Below are 15,254 nucleotides of genomic sequence, written 5' to 3' on the forward strand. Positions count from 1 at the left end.
ATCCCCGCGATTCAACCCTCGCCGCGCGTGCGCGGTTCCGCCCGCACCGATGAAAAAAGCCCCCTTCCCGAAGGAAGGGGGCTTTTCACCAAAGGCCCGTCACGAGAGCCGGAAGGGATCAGGCGGCGCCGTGGTGGTCCTTGGCGTAGCCCAGGCCCTGCAGCGCGTCGGCGATTTCCGACAGGATGGCCGGATCGTCGATGGTGGCGGGGGTCTTGTATTCCTGGTCGTCGGCGATCTTCTGCATGGTGCCGCGCAGGATCTTGCCCGAGCGGGTCTTGGGCAGACGCTCCACGACCACCGCGCGCTTGAAGTCGGCGACGGGGCCGATCTTTTCGCGCACCAGCGCCACCACTTCCTTGACGATATCCTCGTTGGAGCGGGTGACGCCGGCCTTGAGCACCAGCAGCCCCAGCGGCACCTGGCCCTTGAGCTGGTCGGCGACGCCGATCACCGCGCATTCCGCCACGTCGGGGTGGGAAGCCAGAACCTCCTCCATCCCGCCGGTGGACAGGCGGTGGCCGGCGACGTTGATGATGTCGTCGGTGCGGGCCATGATGTAGACGTAGCCGTCGTCATCGACGAAACCGGCATCCCCCGTCTGGTAATAGCCGGGATAATCGGTCATGTACGCCTTCACATAGCGCTCTTCCGCGTTCCACAGGGTGGGGAAGGTGCCGGGAGGCAGCGGCAGCTTGGCGCAGATGGCCCCGGTGTCGCCGCGCGGCACCTCCTGCTGCTCGGCGTTCAGGATGCGGATGTCCCAGCCGGGCATCGGGCGGGTGGCCGAGCCGTACTTGATGGGGAACAGATGGACGCCCAGCGGGTTGCCGGTGATGGCCCAGCCGGTTTCCGTCTGCCACCAATGGTCGATGACCGGAACGTTCAGCTTGTCCTCGGCCCAGTGCAGCGTGTCGGGGTCCGACCGCTCGCCGGCCAGGAACAGCGCGCGCAGGCACGACAGGTCGTACTTGCCGATGAAGGTGCCGTTGGGGTCTTCGCGCTTGATGGCGCGGAACGCCGTCGGCGCGGTGAAGAGGGTGGAGACCTTGTGCTGCTGGATCACGCGCCAGAAGGTGCCGGCGTCGGGCGTGCCCACCGGCTTGCCTTCGAACATCAGCGTGGTGCAGCCGTGCAGCAGCGGGGCGTAGCAGATGTAGGAGTGGCCGACCACCCAGCCCACGTCCGACGCCGCCCAGAACACCTCGCCCGGCTTCATGTCGTAGATGTTGCTCATCGTCCACTTCAGCGCCACCGCGTGGCCGCCGTTGTCGCGCACGACGCCCTTGGGCTGCCCCGTGGTGCCCGAGGTGTAGAGGATGTACAGCGGATCGGTGGCTTCCACCGGCACGCATTCCGCCGGCTCCACGCCTTCCTGCGCAGCAAACCATTCCACGTCGCGGCCGTCCACCAGGGTGGCGGTTTCCTGCGGACGCTGGAAGATGATGCAGGCCGAGGGCTTGTGGGACGACAGCTCGATGGCGGAATCCAGCATCGGCTTGTACTTCACCACCCGGTTCGGCTCGATGCCGCAGGAGGCGGAGATGATGGCCTTGGGCTTGGCGTCGTCGATGCGGGTGGCCAGTTCGTTGGGGGCGAAGCCGCCGAACACCACCGAATGCACCGCCCCCAACCGCGCGCAGGCCAGCATGGCCATCACCGCCTGCGGGATCATGGGCATGTAGACGATGACGCGGTCACCCTTTTCCACGCCGCGGGCGCGCAGGGCACCGGCCAGCCGGGCGACCTGATCCTTCAGCTCGGCATAAGTGATGGTCTGCACCACCCCGGTGACGGGGCTGTCGTAGATGATGGCCGCCTGATCGGCGCGGCCCTGTTCGACGTGGCGGTCAACGGCGTTGTAGCAGGTGTTGAGCACGCCGCCCTTGAACCAGCGGTAGAACGGGGGATTGGAGCCGTCCAGCACCGTATCCCAGCGCTTGAACCAAGTGATTTCCTCCGCCGCATCCCCCCAGAACCCCGCCGGGTCGGAGAGCGAACGGTCGTGCAACTGATCATAGGCGGCGGCTGACGTGGTGGTCATGAGGGTGCGTCCCTTATGTTCTGATTGATGCGAATTCCTCCGCCCGCCGCGCAATGATCCGTCACGCGGCGGCAGGCCACTATGCGAGAAATCACCCTAATTTTGCAAATGGCTTTGCAGCTTCGCAGAGCCGAAGCGGCGGTTGGACGCGGCGGGGTCAGACGGGGCACGGGCGGCTGAAACACTGCTCCATCACCTCGGTCCCCCACTGCCCTCCCCGCCATTCGCGCTCCAGAACGAACCCCGCCTCCTCATAGAGCCGGCGCGCCGCGTCCAGCCCGCGGAAGGTCCACAGCCGCGTCGCGGCAAAGCCCTGGGCGTCGCAGAAGGCCATGGCGGCGCTCAGCAGCCGGCGCCCGGTTCCGCCGCCGCGGGCGCCGTCGTCCACAATGAACCAGCGCAGGTGGGCCACTCGGCCCCCCTGCGCGCCGTCCTGGTTCAGGTCTTCGCCGTCGATGGCAAGCGTGCCAATGATTTGCCCCTGGCGCACCGCCACCCACAGGCCGTTGCCCGCCCGGTCCAGCCGTGGCGTGAACGCGGCCATCCCGGCGGCCACCGTGCTTTCGAACACCGCCCCGAAACCGGCGGTGCGGGCGTAATAGCGGGCGTGCATCTCCACGCAGCGCCCGATCACCCCCGGCTGGTAGCCGCAGACGATCTCCGCACCCGGCGCCGCCACCGCCGGGACGCCCGCGCGGCTGGCCCGCAGCGCGGCGGCATAGGCGTTCAGCCCCTCCGCCACCGTGCCCCGGACGGCGGGCGGCAGCACGTCCATGGCCCGGCGCACCTGCGAACGGGCGAAGCGGTGGATGGCCTCCAGCGTTTCCCGGCCCCTGCCGGTCAGGGCCAGCGGCTTCACCCGTCCATCCCGGCCGCTGGCCCCTTCGGTCATCAGGCCGGCGGCCACCAGCTTGCGGACCAGCCGGCTGACGCTGGATTTTTCCAGGCGCAGAAGATCGCACAAGGCGGCGGCGGTCACCGCCTCCCCCTCCCCCACCGCGATCAGGGCATGGACGGAGGACGGGGAGAGACCGGTCCCCGCCAGGGTTTGCCCCATGAAGCCCAGTTCCCGCACCAGCCGGCGGGAGGCGGCGCGGATCACGTCGATGGCCATGTCATCGGTGGGCGCCATCTCACCCTCCATATGGTTGCATAATACAACTATAACCCCGCAGTCACGGTTTCGGGAACCCCTTCCTTTTGGCCGGTCCCGCGGCCGTGCCGGGCCATGGTACAGTCGCGGCAAAATCAAACCGGGGAGAGAGAAACGCCATGAGCAACCCCTACGACACCCACCTGGACCGCAACGCCGCCAACACCGAGGCGCTGTCGCCGCTGTCGTTCCTGCGGCGCACCGCCGACATCTACCCCAACCGCCCGGCGGTGGTTCACGGACCCGTGCGGCGGACGTGGAAGGAAACCTATGAGCGCTGCGTGCGGCTGGCCTCGGCGCTGGCGGCGCGGGGGATCGGGGTGGGCGACACCGTCGCCGTCATGGCCCCCAACATCCCCGAATCCTTCGAAGCCCATTTCGGCGTGCCCATGGCCGGCGCGGTGCTGTGCGCGCTGAACATCCGCCTGGACGCCGAGGCGCTGGCCTTCATCCTCGGCCATGGGGAGGCCAAGATCCTGCTGACCGACCGGGAATTCTCCGGCGTCATCACCAAGGCGCTGGCCCTGATGCCCGCGGACGCGCGCCCCATCGTCATCGACATCGACGACCCCCAGGCCCGCGGCGGCTCCCTGATCGGGGAAATGGATTACGAGGCGTTCCTGGCCACCGGCAACCCCGCCCATGCCTGGACGCCGCCGGCGGACGAGTGGCAGGCCATCGCGCTCAACTACACCTCCGGCACCACCGGCAACCCCAAGGGCGTGGTCTATCACCACCGCGGGGCCTATCTGAACGCCATGGGCAACGTGCTGACCTGGGCCATGCCGCACCATCCGGTGTATCTGTGGACCCTGCCCATGTTCCACTGCAACGGCTGGTGCTTCCCCTGGACCGTGGCGGCCATGGCGGGGGTGAACGTCTGCCTGCGCGTCATCGCGGCCAAGACCATCTATGACGCCATGGCCGACGAGGGGGTCACCCACCTGTGCGGCGCCCCCATCATCATGGGGCTGCTGTGCAACGCCGGCCCCGACCAGAAGCGCGACGTGCCCCGCGGCATCAGGATGATGACCGCCGGCGCCGCCCCGCCCGCCGCCGTCATCGAAAAGATGGAGGGGCTGGGCTTCGACATCACCCACGTCTATGGCCTGACCGAGGTGTACGGCCCCGTCACCATCTGCGCCTGGCACGACGACTGGAACGGCCTGCCGCTGGAGGAGAAGGCGCGGCTGAAGGCCCGCCAGGGCGTGCGCTACGCCACGCTGGAGGGGCTGATGGTCGCCGACCCGGCCACACTGGAACCGGTGCCCGCCGACGGCACGACCATGGGCGAGGTGTTCATGCGCGGCAACACCGTCATGAAGGGCTATCTGAAGAACCCCAAGGCCACCGACGAGGCGTTCCAGGGCGGCTGGTTCCACACCGGCGACCTGGGGGTGCTCCACCCGGACGGCTACATCGAGCTGAAGGACCGGTCCAAGGACATCATCATCTCCGGCGGCGAGAACATCTCCACCATCGAGGTGGAGGGCGTGCTCTACCGCCACCCCGCCGTGCTGGAAGCCGCCGTCGTCGCCCGCCCCGACGAGAAATGGGGCGAGACGCCCTGCGCCTTCGTCACCCTGCGCGAAGGGATGGACGCCGGCGAGGACGACATCATCCACTGGTGCCGCCAGCATCTGGCCCATTTCAAATGCCCGCGCACCGTGGTGTTCGCGCCCCTGCCCAAAACCTCCACCGGCAAGATCCAGAAGTTCGCGCTGCGCGCCCACGCCCGCGCCCTGAACGATCTGGCGGAGGCCGAAAAAGCCCGCCAGGGGTAAAAGCATCACGCCCGGCGGGAAAATGCATCGGCGCGCATTTTCCCGCTGGTCCGTGCACAAACAAAGGATTACTGGTCATACCAAGCCGCCGGAAGCGCGGCGCTCTCCAAACCCCAGCGGCTGATGACGACCGACCACCGCCTTTCAGCGCTTCGCGCACCGCCGCCGGCCTACCGCCCCCTGATCGACAGCGACATGGGCGCCGTGGCCTATCTGGAACGTCAGGGCTTCGGAACCCCGCGGGAGGTGCTGGACCATTACCGCGCCCTGTTCGGGGACGAGGTGATGCGGGTCACCGACCGCGCCGGGCGCATCACCGGCTTTGCCGCCATGTGGCCGTTTCCCCAATGGTTCGGCGGCGCCCCGGTGCCGTCGCGGGCCATCGCGTCCGTCGTCACCGACCCCACCCTGCGCGGCCAGGGCGACGGCACCGCCCTGGTGGCCGGCCTGCTGCGCGAAGCGGCGGACGGCGGCGCCGGGGTGGCGGTGCTCTATGCCTCCACCCGCTCCCTCTACCGCAAGATGGGGTTCGCCCCGGCGGGGGTGATCACCGCCTTCCGCACCCCGGCCCGCGCCCTGTCGGCGGACCGGCTGAGCGCCTTTCCCCGTCTGGCGGACAGCCAGGACACGGGCCGTCTGGCCGCGCTGCGCCGCCCCTTGCTGGCCCGGAGCAACGGCATGGCCGAACGCACGCCGGCCATGTGGTCGCTGGCGCTGCGCGACGACAGCCGCCCCGCCGACGTCTTCCTGCTGCCCGGACCGGACGAGGACGGCCCCGCCGAAGGGTATCTGGCCGTCTGCCCGCCCGACGACCGCCGGCTGGTGGTGGTGGACCAATGCGTCCTGACCCCCCACGCCGCCCGCACCGCCGCCGCCTTCCTGGCCGGCTATGCCATGCAGGTGGATTGGGTGGTGTGGAAAGGTGCCTATGCCGACCCGTTGGCCCTGGGGGCCGTGGACAGCGGCACCGCCATCGAGGAATGGGAGGAATGGCTGCTGCGCGTCGTCGATGTGGAGCGCGCCCTGTCCACCCGCGGCTATCCCGCGGGGCTCAGCGGGTCCGTGGTGCTGGACGTGACCGACCCGCTGCTGCCGGCCAACAACGGGCGGTTCCGGCTGGATGTGACCAATGGGCGCGCGGCGGTCCGCCGCCTGGACGGCCCCGGCCCCTTCGATCTAGCGTTGTCTGTTTGCGCATTGGCATCCCTCTTCACCGGCCATACCGCACCGGCAGCCTTGTCGCGGACCCATGAGATCATCAGCCTTAACGATAGTTTCCTAACTTTACTTTTTTCCGGGCCGCATCCCTGGATGCCGGACCGCTTCTAAGTGGAACGACAGGGCCAGGCACGCCTCAATGCCAAGCTGCGGTCCACAGCTTTGGGTTCCAGAGCCGGAATTCGTTGCAAAAGTTGCACGGGACACGCCGAAACGATTGGTTAAACACTGGGTGTTAACGATTGGGCTGTAGAAGAATCCGGCGTCTATGAGCCGCAGGACGGGGGAGGAGGTCAGCGTCATGACCATCGGTACACGAATAGCACTTGGCTTCGCCACGGTCCTGCTGCTCACGGTGGCCGTCGCCTTCGTCGGGTGGAACAGCCTTGGCACCTATGCCAGCCGGGTTGACGTTGCATCCACCACCGCGGAACTGGACGCCCGGCTGAAGGCCGTCCGGCTGGAAGAGGCGCGTTTCGTCACCGACCGCGCCGCCGACGCCGCGACATCCGTGCCGGGGATGCTGGACGCGCTCCGCGCCGAAACCCAGCGCATCCGCGAATCCCTGGCCGGCTCCGACGGCGAGCGGCTGGTGGGCGACATCCAGGCCGGCATCAACGGCTACCGCGCCGCCTTCGCCAATTTCGTGACGCAGGAGAACGAGGCGGCGGCCCGCACCCGGTCCATGGCCGACCGCGCCAAGGAACTGCGCGGCGTGGCCGAACGCATCGGCCAGCAGCAGGCCGAACGCTACGACCACAACATGGTCAGCCTGCACGACGCCGCCGAAGCCGCCCGCCACGCCGACGACACCGCCAACCGCGCCGACCGGCTGATCGAACACCTGCTCCAGGCCCGCCGCCATCAGGCCGATTTCCTGCGCACCCGCTCCCCCGACGCGGTGAAGGCCACCGAAGCCTCGCTGGCCGAACTGGCCGAAGACGTCAAGGGCATGGTCGAGGACGTCAAGGGCACCAACGACGAGGAGCTGGCCTCCACGCTGGCCGCCTCGGTCAAGGCGTACCAGGACACCTTCGCCGAACAGTCGTCGCAGTCCACCCACGACGACGCCGACACCTTCGAGGCCCGCGTCACCATCCTGGACAAGCAGGCCGATCTGGTGCAGGAGCACGCCCACGAGATCCAGGAAAGCCAGCTCAACGTCGCCACCGCCCTGCGCGAGGCCGCCAACTTCGCCCAGAGCGAGGTGAACGAGGCCATCGTCCTGCGCAACCTGTCCATGCGGCTGGTGCAGTCGGTGCAGGCCGCCATGCTGGGCGAGCGGGATTTCCGCATGAAGGGGGGCGAGCCCGCCCGCAGCGTGGTGATCGAGGCCACCCGCGAAACCCTGCGTCTGGCCGAACAGGCCGGCGCCATCCTGGTAGACGCCGAGGGCAAGGCCGCCGTCACCGCCGCCAAGACCGCGCTGACCGCCTACAACAACGAATTCACCGCCCTGGTCAACGCCGTGGAGAACCAGCAGAAGGCCTCCACCGCCATGGCCAAGGCCGCCACCGACGTCAGCGAGCAGGTCAACCGTCTGGTCACCCTCCAGCGCACCGAGCGCGAGGACGGGCGCACCCAGGCCGGCACCTTCATCGCGTCCGGCCTGGGCGTGGCGCTGGTGCTGGGGCTTTTGCTGGCGTGGTTCATCGACCGGGCCATCACCGTGCCCATGCACGCCATCACCCGCGCCATGAACCGGCTGGCCGAGGGCGACCTGTCGGTGGACATCCCCGGCGCCGACCGCAAGGACGAGCTGCGCCACATGGCCGGCGCGCTCAGCGTGTTCAAGGAAAACGCCCAGGAAATGCGCCGCATGGAGCAGGAACGGGAGGAGATGCGCCGCCAGATCGACGCCGACCGCCGCCGCGCCATGAACGAATTCGCCAACGGCTTCGAAATGTCGGTCAGCACCGTGGTGCAGACCCTGACCGATTCCGCCGATTCCATGGCCCGCGACGCCCAGGAGATGTCGTCGGACGCGGCCCTGACCAACGCCAAGTCGGCGGCCGTCGCCACCGCATCGGAACAGGCCACCAGCAACGTCCAGACCGTGGCCGCCGCCGCGGAGGAATTGTCGGCCAGCATCGCCGAAATCTCCCGCCAGCTCACCGCCTCCTCCTCCGTCGCCCAGGACGCCGCCGACAAGGCGCTCCAGACCAACAGCATCGTCGAGGGTCTGGCCGAGGCCGCCCAGCGCATCGGTCAGGTGGTGGACCTGATCGGCGAGATCGCCGAACAGACCAACCTGCTGGCGCTCAACGCCACCATCGAAGCGGCGCGGGCGGGGGAAGCCGGCAAGGGCTTCGCCGTCGTGGCGACCGAGGTCAAGAACCTTGCCGGCCAGACCGCCAAGGCCACCGAGGAAATCTCCAGCCAGGTGGCCCAGATGCAGGCCGCCACCGGCGGCGCCGTGGGCGCCATCCGCACCATCAGCGACTCCGTCGGCACCATCAGCAACACCGTGACCGACATCGCCCGCGCCATGGAGCAGCAGGGCTTCGCCACCCGCGAAATCGCCCAGAACGTCCATCAGGCCGCCGCCGGCACCCAGGAGGTGAAGCGCCACATCTCCGAGGTCACCACCGCCGCCAGCAAGACCGGCTCCGCCGCCGACGCCGTGCTGCGCGCCAGCCGCGAACTGGCCAAGCAGGCCGACACCCTGCGGTCGGAGGTGAAGGGGTTCCTCAACAAGGTGCGGGCGGCGTAATTCCCCCGAAGCGTTGTGAAGGGGCGCTGCCCCTTCACGCTTCCCCGCCAAGGGCCGGCAGCCCTTGGAACCCATTCCCTTTTCGGCCGCGCCCGCCGGTCCGCGCCCGTCGATCAAGGCAACGAAGCCCTGGGCCCCGGTTGGGGAATTGAACACACCCTGCAAGTCATTATCATTGCCCTGGGCCGTTGACCCGTGGAACAATGGGGGCGTTCCATCACCAGCGCGGCCTTCCCATCGTGACCAGCCAGACGTTCGATGCCCCCTCCTCCGCCCCGCCGGTCCTGGCGCGGCGCACGGTCTTCAGCGGCTGGACGCTGGCAACCCTCGTCATCGCCGCCCTGGTGGCGTTGCCGGTGATGGTGGTGGCAAGCCGGGTGTTCGTACCCACCAACGGCGTCTGGGACCATCTGGTCCAGACCGTGCTGTGGGAATATCTGGGCAACACCGTGCGGCTGGTGGTGCTGGTGGGGCTTGGAACCGCCGTCATCGGCGTCGGCACCGCATGGCTGGTCACCATGTGCCGCTTCCCCGGCAGCCGGGTGCTGGAATGGGCGCTGCTGCTGCCCATGGCGGTGCCGGCCTATGTCATGGCCTATACCTACACCGACCTGCTGCAGTTCGTCGGGCCGATCCAGACGGGCCTGCGCGCCCTGTTCCACTGGACCCGGCGCGATTACTGGTTCCCCGACATCCGCACGGTGGAAGGGGCGGCGGCCATGCTGACGCTGGTGCTCTACCCCTATGTCTATCTGCTGTCGCGGGCGGCGTTTTTGGAACAGTCGGTGTGCGTGCTGGAGGTCAGCCGCACGCTGGGCCGCGGGCCGTGGCGCAGCTTCTTCACCGTGGCCCTGCCGCTGGCCCGCCCCGGCATCGTCGCCGGGCTGGCGCTGGTGATGATGGAGGTGCTGGCCGATTTCGGCACCGTGCAGTATTTCGCCGTCAACACCTTCACCACCGGCATCTACCGCACGTGGTTCGCCATGGGCGAGCCGACCGCCGCCGCCCAGTTGGCCGCCGTGCTGATGCTGTTCGTGCTGGTGCTGATCCTGATGGAGCGCTGGTCGCGCAAGCAGGCCAAGTTCCACCACACCACCACCCGCTACCGCCGCCTGCCCGCCCAGCCGCTGACGGGGTGGAAGGCGGCGGCGGCGCTGACCGCCTGTGTCCTGCCGCTGGTGCTGGGGTTCGTGGTGCCGGGGGGGATCCTGCTGGAGATGGCGCTGCGCACGGGCGACGAGCGGCTGGGGCGCACCTTCATCGACATCGCTACCAACAGCTTCACGCTGGCCGCCATCGCCTCGGCCATGGCGGTGACGCTGGCGGTGCTGCTGGCCTATGGCCAGCGGCTCCAGCCGACGCCGCTGCTGAAAGGGGCGGTGCGCGTGGCCGCCATGGGCTACGCCATTCCGGGATCGGTGATCGCGGTGGGGGTGCTGATCCCCTTCACCCACCTGGACAACGCCATCGACCAGTTCCTGCGCGCCACCATCGGCGTGTCCAGCGGCCTGCTGCTCAGCGGCACCATCGCGGCGGTGCTGTTCGCCTATATGGTCCGGTTCCTGGCGGTGTCGTTCAACACCATCGAGGCCAGCCTGGGCAAGATCCGCCCCACCATGGACCACGCCGCCCGCGTGCTGGGCAGCACGCCGGGCCGCACCCTGGTGCGCGTCCACGCCCCCATCATGACCGGCAGCCTGCTGACCGCCGCATTGCTGGTGTTCGTGGACGTGATGAAGGAATTGCCGGCCACCATGATCGTGCGCCCGTTCAATTTCGACACGCTGGCGGTGCGCGCCTACCAGATGGCGTCCGACGAACGTCTGGCCGAAGCCGCCACCGCCTCGCTGGCCATCGTGGCGGTGGGCATCGTGCCGGTGATCCTGCTCAGCCGCTCCATCCGCAAATCGCGGCCCGGCGGGGCATGAGCCGGTGAGAAAGAGGGGTATGAGGGACGGACCGGCGCGCCAGCCCATGGCCGGGCCGGCGTGGCTCTGGTAAGCTTTTCCCCATGCCCCGCCCCCCCTCCTCCCCCACCATCCCCTATTTCCCCGACGACAGCGGCGACCGTGCCGCGTGGCTGACGCGGCAGGCCGGGCTGTTGCGCTCGGGCCACGTGACGGCGGTGGACGCCCCCCGCATCGCCCACGAACTGGAAGCGCTGGTCGCCAGCGAACGGCGGGAACTGGTGCGCCATCTGGCGGCGGTGATGCTGGTGATGCTGAAATGGCGCTTCCGCCCCGACGGGCGGTCGGTGGCCTGGCGCCAGGCCATCGCACAGGGGCGCGACGGCATCGACGACATCCTGGCCGACAGCCCCATCCTGCGCGCCGAGCTTGAAGCACTGGTCCGCCGCGCCTATCCCCGCGCGGTGCGCGACGCGGCGCTGGAGTGCGGCCTGCCCGCCTCCTCCTTTCCCGCCGAATGGCCCTTTGCCGTCGAGGACATCCTGAACGGCGATATGTAACCGGAGGATCGACCCAGCATGTTCATCGCCATGAACCGTTTCCGCATCGCCCCCGGATCGGAGGAAGAGTTCGAACGCATCTGGCGCGAGCGGCAGACCAACCTGCCGGGCATGCCGGGGTTCGTCGCCTTTCACCTGCTGCGCGGCCCCGGTTCGCCGGAATTCACCCTCTTCGCCTCCCACACCGTGTGGGAGAGCCGGGAGCATTTCGAGGACTGGACCAAATCGGACGCCTTTCGCCGGTCCCACGGCGGGGCGGCACGCTCGGGCACCCTCTATCTCGGCCCGCCGCAGTTCGAGGGGTTCGACGTGGTGCAGGAAATCCTGCCGGGCTGACGTTTCCAAAAAACACCGCGGCCCTTCGGGCACGATCGCACGCTTTCCCGCTGACGGCCGCCCCCCGGCACCCCACATCCTTATTCCGCACGTCCGCACCATCACATCATGGGGAGAGGAAGGGATGAGCCTGTCCGACGATGCGCCGTCCGCGGCCGACGAAACCCTGCGCACCCTGGCGACCGCCGCCATGGATCTGGCGGCGGCGCGCGGGTGGCGGCGGGTGTCGCTGAGCGCGGTGGCCGAACGGGCCGGGGTGCCGCTGGGCACCCTCTACCGTCATGCCCGCAGCCGGTCCGACCTGCTGGCGGCGGTGGCGCGGCTGGCCGATGCGGCGGTGCTGGCCGATGCCGGCGGCGGACCGGCGGACGAGAGCCCGCGCGACCGGCTGTTCGACGTGATGATGCGCCGGTTCGACGCGCTTCAGCCCTTCCGCCCCGGTCTGGCGGCGGTGATGCGCGATCTGCCCTGGGAACCGCTGACGGCGCTGGCCTTCGCGCCCGCCTTCGGCCGGTCCATGGCATGGATGCTGCGCGCGGCGGGGCTGGACCCCGATGCCCGGGGCGGGCCGTTGCTGGTGGCCGGGCTGGGGATGGTGGACGCACGGGTCATGCGGGTGTTTGCCGGCGATGACACGCCCGACCTGTCGCGCACCATGGCGGCCCTGGATTCGGAGTTGCGCCGGGCCGAAAGCACCCTTGAATCATGCTTCGGCATGACGAAACGGGGGCGAGTCGAACCTAATCCCTCACCTTGAGCGTGGGGGAATCGTGCAAAAGTCGTGAATACGCTGGCGAATCGTCGAGTGCGGCGTCTTGTGTGTTGCGCTGCAAAATGACGTTGGCTATTGTTTGGGCACTCTTAAAACAGACCTGCCTGGCCCTGCCGGGTGAGGGGCGGGTCAACCCACGGGGAAAAAACAGATGGCGAATCCGACCGGAAATCCCTTCTTTGACGTGGATGTGACCAAGTTCCTGGGCGACCTGAAGGTTCCGGGCATCGATGTGGAAGCGATCCTGGCCAGCCAGCGCAAGAACATCGAAGCCGTGACCGCCGCCAACCAGCTCGCCATCGAAGGCGTGCAGGCCGTTCTGCGCCGTCAGGCCGAAATCCTGCGTCAGGCTTTCGAGGAATCCAACTCGGTCGTCACCGAAGTGCTGGCCGCCGGCTCGCCGGAAGAAAAGGCCGTGAAGCAGGCCGAATTCGCCAAGGCCGCCTTTGAAAAGGCTCTGGCCAACGCCAAGGAACTGTCGGAACTGGTCGCCCGTTCCAACTCCGAAGCCGCTGAAGTCCTGAGCCGCCGCGTGTCGGAGAGCCTGGACGAGGTGAAGGCCGCTCTGGCCAAGCGGAAGTAAGACGCCTTACGGATTTCCGGACAGGTTGTGTCGGGGGCCGCCCTTGTGAGAGGGTGGCCCCCTTCCGTTTGGGGAAAGGACATCCCGATGACCGCCGGTGCCGGCACGCCCATCACGTACGACGATTTCACCCGCGTGGACATCCGCGCCGGAACCATCATCGCCGCCGAACCCTTCCCGGAGGCGCGCAAGCCGGCCATCAAGCTGACCGTCGATTTCGGGCCGGAGATCGGGACCAAGCGCAGTTCGGCCCAGATCACCCGCCATTACGACCCCGCGGCCCTGGTGGGCCGGCAGGTGCTGGCGGTGGTGAACTTCCCACCCAAGAAGATCGCCGGCTTCCCCAGCGAGATCCTGGTGCTGGGCCTGCCCGACGCCGAGGGCGCCGTGGTGCTGGCCGGCCCCGATCAGGGCGTGCCCAACGGCGCCCGGCTGTTCTGAGACCACGGCGGAGCCGCGGGCGGAGGGTTGTCGGTCACCGACGACACGTCGCCTTCGGGCAGCCCCAGGTCGTGGGCCTTCAGCAGCCGGCGCACGATCTTGCCGCTGCTGGTGTGGGGCAGAATGGGGGCGAAGGCGATGGCCCGCGGTGCCAGCGCCGGTCCCAGCGCCCGGCGTGCGTGGGCCAGGATGTCGGCGGCCAGCCCGTCGCTGGCCGCGATGCCGGGGCGCAGCGTGACGTACCCCTTCACCGTTTCCCCCGCGATGGGACAGGGAATGCCGATGACCCCCGCCTCCAGCACCGCGGGGTGCTGCAGCAGCACCTGCTCCACCTCGAACGGGCCGACCAGATGGCCGCTGGTCTTGATCACGTCGTCGGACCGGCCCACGAAATGGAACCGCCCCGCGGCGTCCCGCCGGGCCAGATCGCCGCTGAGATACCAGCCGCCGGCAAAACAGGCGCGCGTGCGTCCCTCGTCGCCCAGATAGCCCAGAAACAGCGACGGCCACGGCGTGCGCAGGGCGATCTCGCCGACGTCGCCCGGCCCGGCCACCGGCTCCACCCCCTGGCCGGTGCGGCGCAGCAGGGTGGCCTCGATCCCCGGCACCGGGCGGCCGATGGCGCCGGGCTCCGGGGCCTCAATCGCCGGGGTGGCGATCATGATGGCGCCGGTTTCCGTCTGCCACCACGTGTCACGGGCCGGGATGCCGAGAACCCGCGCGCTCCAGTCCACCGCCTCGGCGTTCAGCGGCTCGCCCACGGTGGCCAGATGGCGCAGGGCCGACAGGTCCAGCCCCCGCGCCAGCGTGTCGCCGCAGCGCATCATCAGCCGCAGCGCCGTGGGCGTGGTGTACCACACCGCCACCCGCTGTTCCGCCGCCAGCCGCACCCAGCGGGCGGGGTCGAAATCCCCCTCGTCCACCACCACTTCCGTGCCGCAGGCCAGCGGGGCCAGCACGCCATAAAGGGTGCCGGTCACCCACCCCGGATCGGCGGTGCACCAGTACACGTCCCCCTCGCCCAGCCCCAGGATGCAGCGGGCGGTGGCGTGCTGGGCCACCAGCGCGCCGTGGGCGTGCAGCGCACCCTTGGGCCGCCCGGTGGTGCCGCTGGTCACGTGCAGCAGGGCCACATCGCCGGGGCCGGTGGGGGCGGGAACCGTCTGGGGCGCCGCCCCCTTGACCATCTCGGCGAAGTCGTGGGCCTCGGGCGGCAGCACGCCGTCTTCGGCCAGCAGCAGCACGGCGGGCGGGTCGGCCATGGCGGCGACGGCGGCGGCGGCCTTGCGCTGCCACAGCCCGGCGGTGGTCACCAGCAGCCGGGCCTGGCCCAGTTCCAGCCGCAGCCGCAACGGCTCCGGCCCGAAGGTGGGGAACAGCGGTGCCGCCACCCCGCCGCCCAGCAGCGTGCCCAGAAGGGTGGCGAACAGTTCCACCCGCCGGGGCAGCAGGGTGAACACGGTGTCCCCCGGCTCCATCCCCAGCCGCCGCAGCACGGTGGCGGTGCGCCCGGCCATGGCCCACAGTTCGCCCGCGGTCCAGGCGGTGACCGTGCCGTCCGGGTGGATGCAGCGCAGCGCCGGCCATGCCCCCTGCCCCGCCGCCACCCGCCGGCCCAGGGCGGCCCAGGCCATGTTGAAGCCCCCGGCGGGGCTGGTGCCCAGGGTGGCGCGGCTGGCGTCCCAAACGGTTTCGTCGCGGCGGGAATCCTCGGTCATGGCCACCTCCTGGCGGGGGATGAAA

General features: G+C 69.3%; 12 protein-coding genes. 9 read left to right on the forward strand and 3 right to left on the reverse strand.

Annotation, left to right across the window (positions count from 1 at the left end):
- Positions 1 to 118: 118 nt before the first annotated feature.
- Positions 119 to 2,044, reverse strand: coding sequence for a propionyl-CoA synthetase (locus tag M2352_RS14130; protein ID WP_264665114.1), 1,926 nt, complete (start codon positions 2,042 to 2,044; stop codon positions 119 to 121).
- A 157-nt stretch (positions 2,045 to 2,201) separates the two neighbouring features.
- A complete protein-coding gene (locus M2352_RS14135) occupies positions 2,202 to 3,176 on the reverse strand; it encodes a helix-turn-helix domain-containing GNAT family N-acetyltransferase (protein WP_264665115.1) in 975 nt (324 codons plus the stop codon).
- Positions 3,177 to 3,316: 140 nt separating this feature from the next.
- On the opposite strand from M2352_RS14135, the gene M2352_RS14140 reads away from it, so the two are divergent.
- The 9 genes from M2352_RS14140 to M2352_RS14180 all read left to right on the forward strand — a co-directional run bounded on the left by M2352_RS14140 (position 3,317) and on the right by M2352_RS14180 (position 13,511).
- Positions 3,317 to 4,981, forward strand: a complete 1,665-nt coding sequence (locus tag M2352_RS14140) for an acyl-CoA synthetase (RefSeq protein ID WP_264665116.1) — start codon at positions 3,317 to 3,319, stop codon at positions 4,979 to 4,981.
- A 123-nt stretch (positions 4,982 to 5,104) separates the two neighbouring features.
- Entirely contained in the window at positions 5,105 to 6,310 is a 1,206-nt protein-coding gene (locus M2352_RS14145) for a GNAT family N-acetyltransferase (protein WP_264665117.1), read from the forward strand.
- Positions 6,311 to 6,467: 157 nt separating this feature from the next.
- Positions 6,468 to 8,912, forward strand: a complete 2,445-nt coding sequence (locus tag M2352_RS14150; RefSeq protein ID WP_264665118.1) for a methyl-accepting chemotaxis protein — start codon at positions 6,468 to 6,470, stop codon at positions 8,910 to 8,912.
- 239 nt (positions 8,913 to 9,151) lie between these two features.
- The gene (locus M2352_RS14155; protein WP_264665119.1) at positions 9,152 to 10,840 is read left to right on the forward strand and encodes an ABC transporter permease; all 1,689 of its coding nucleotides are present in this window, start codon (positions 9,152 to 9,154) and stop codon (positions 10,838 to 10,840) included.
- A gap of 83 nt (positions 10,841 to 10,923) precedes the next feature.
- The gene (locus M2352_RS14160; protein ID WP_264665120.1) at positions 10,924 to 11,379 is read left to right on the forward strand and encodes a DUF29 domain-containing protein; all 456 of its coding nucleotides are present in this window, start codon (positions 10,924 to 10,926) and stop codon (positions 11,377 to 11,379) included.
- Between the two features lie 18 nt (positions 11,380 to 11,397).
- Positions 11,398 to 11,715 carry an antibiotic biosynthesis monooxygenase family protein gene (locus M2352_RS14165; protein WP_264665121.1) on the forward strand — a complete coding sequence of 106 codons (318 nt, stop codon included), beginning with the start codon at positions 11,398 to 11,400 and terminating at the stop codon, positions 11,713 to 11,715.
- Between the two features lie 124 nt (positions 11,716 to 11,839).
- Positions 11,840 to 12,472: a helix-turn-helix domain-containing protein gene (locus M2352_RS14170; RefSeq protein WP_264665122.1), complete on the forward strand. Its 633-nt coding sequence runs from the start codon at positions 11,840 to 11,842 to the stop codon at positions 12,470 to 12,472.
- A 166-nt stretch (positions 12,473 to 12,638) separates the two neighbouring features.
- Entirely contained in the window at positions 12,639 to 13,070 is a 432-nt protein-coding gene (locus tag M2352_RS14175; RefSeq protein ID WP_264665123.1) for a phasin family protein, read from the forward strand.
- Between the two features lie 87 nt (positions 13,071 to 13,157).
- The gene (locus M2352_RS14180) at positions 13,158 to 13,511 is read left to right on the forward strand and encodes a tRNA-binding protein (protein WP_264665124.1); all 354 of its coding nucleotides are present in this window, start codon (positions 13,158 to 13,160) and stop codon (positions 13,509 to 13,511) included.
- Here the strand turns inward: M2352_RS14180 and M2352_RS14185 are convergent.
- On the reverse strand, positions 13,478 to 15,229 hold the full coding sequence (locus tag M2352_RS14185) for an AMP-binding protein (RefSeq protein ID WP_264665125.1): 1,752 nt from the start codon (positions 15,227 to 15,229) through the stop codon (positions 13,478 to 13,480). The two genes, M2352_RS14180 and M2352_RS14185, sit on opposite strands and share 34 nt — an antisense overlap.
- Between the last annotated feature and the right edge of the window lie 25 nt (positions 15,230 to 15,254).

It is taken from the genome of Azospirillum fermentarium (assembly GCF_025961205.1).
In the GTDB taxonomy this organism is placed as follows: domain Bacteria; phylum Pseudomonadota; class Alphaproteobacteria; order Azospirillales; family Azospirillaceae; genus Azospirillum; species Azospirillum fermentarium.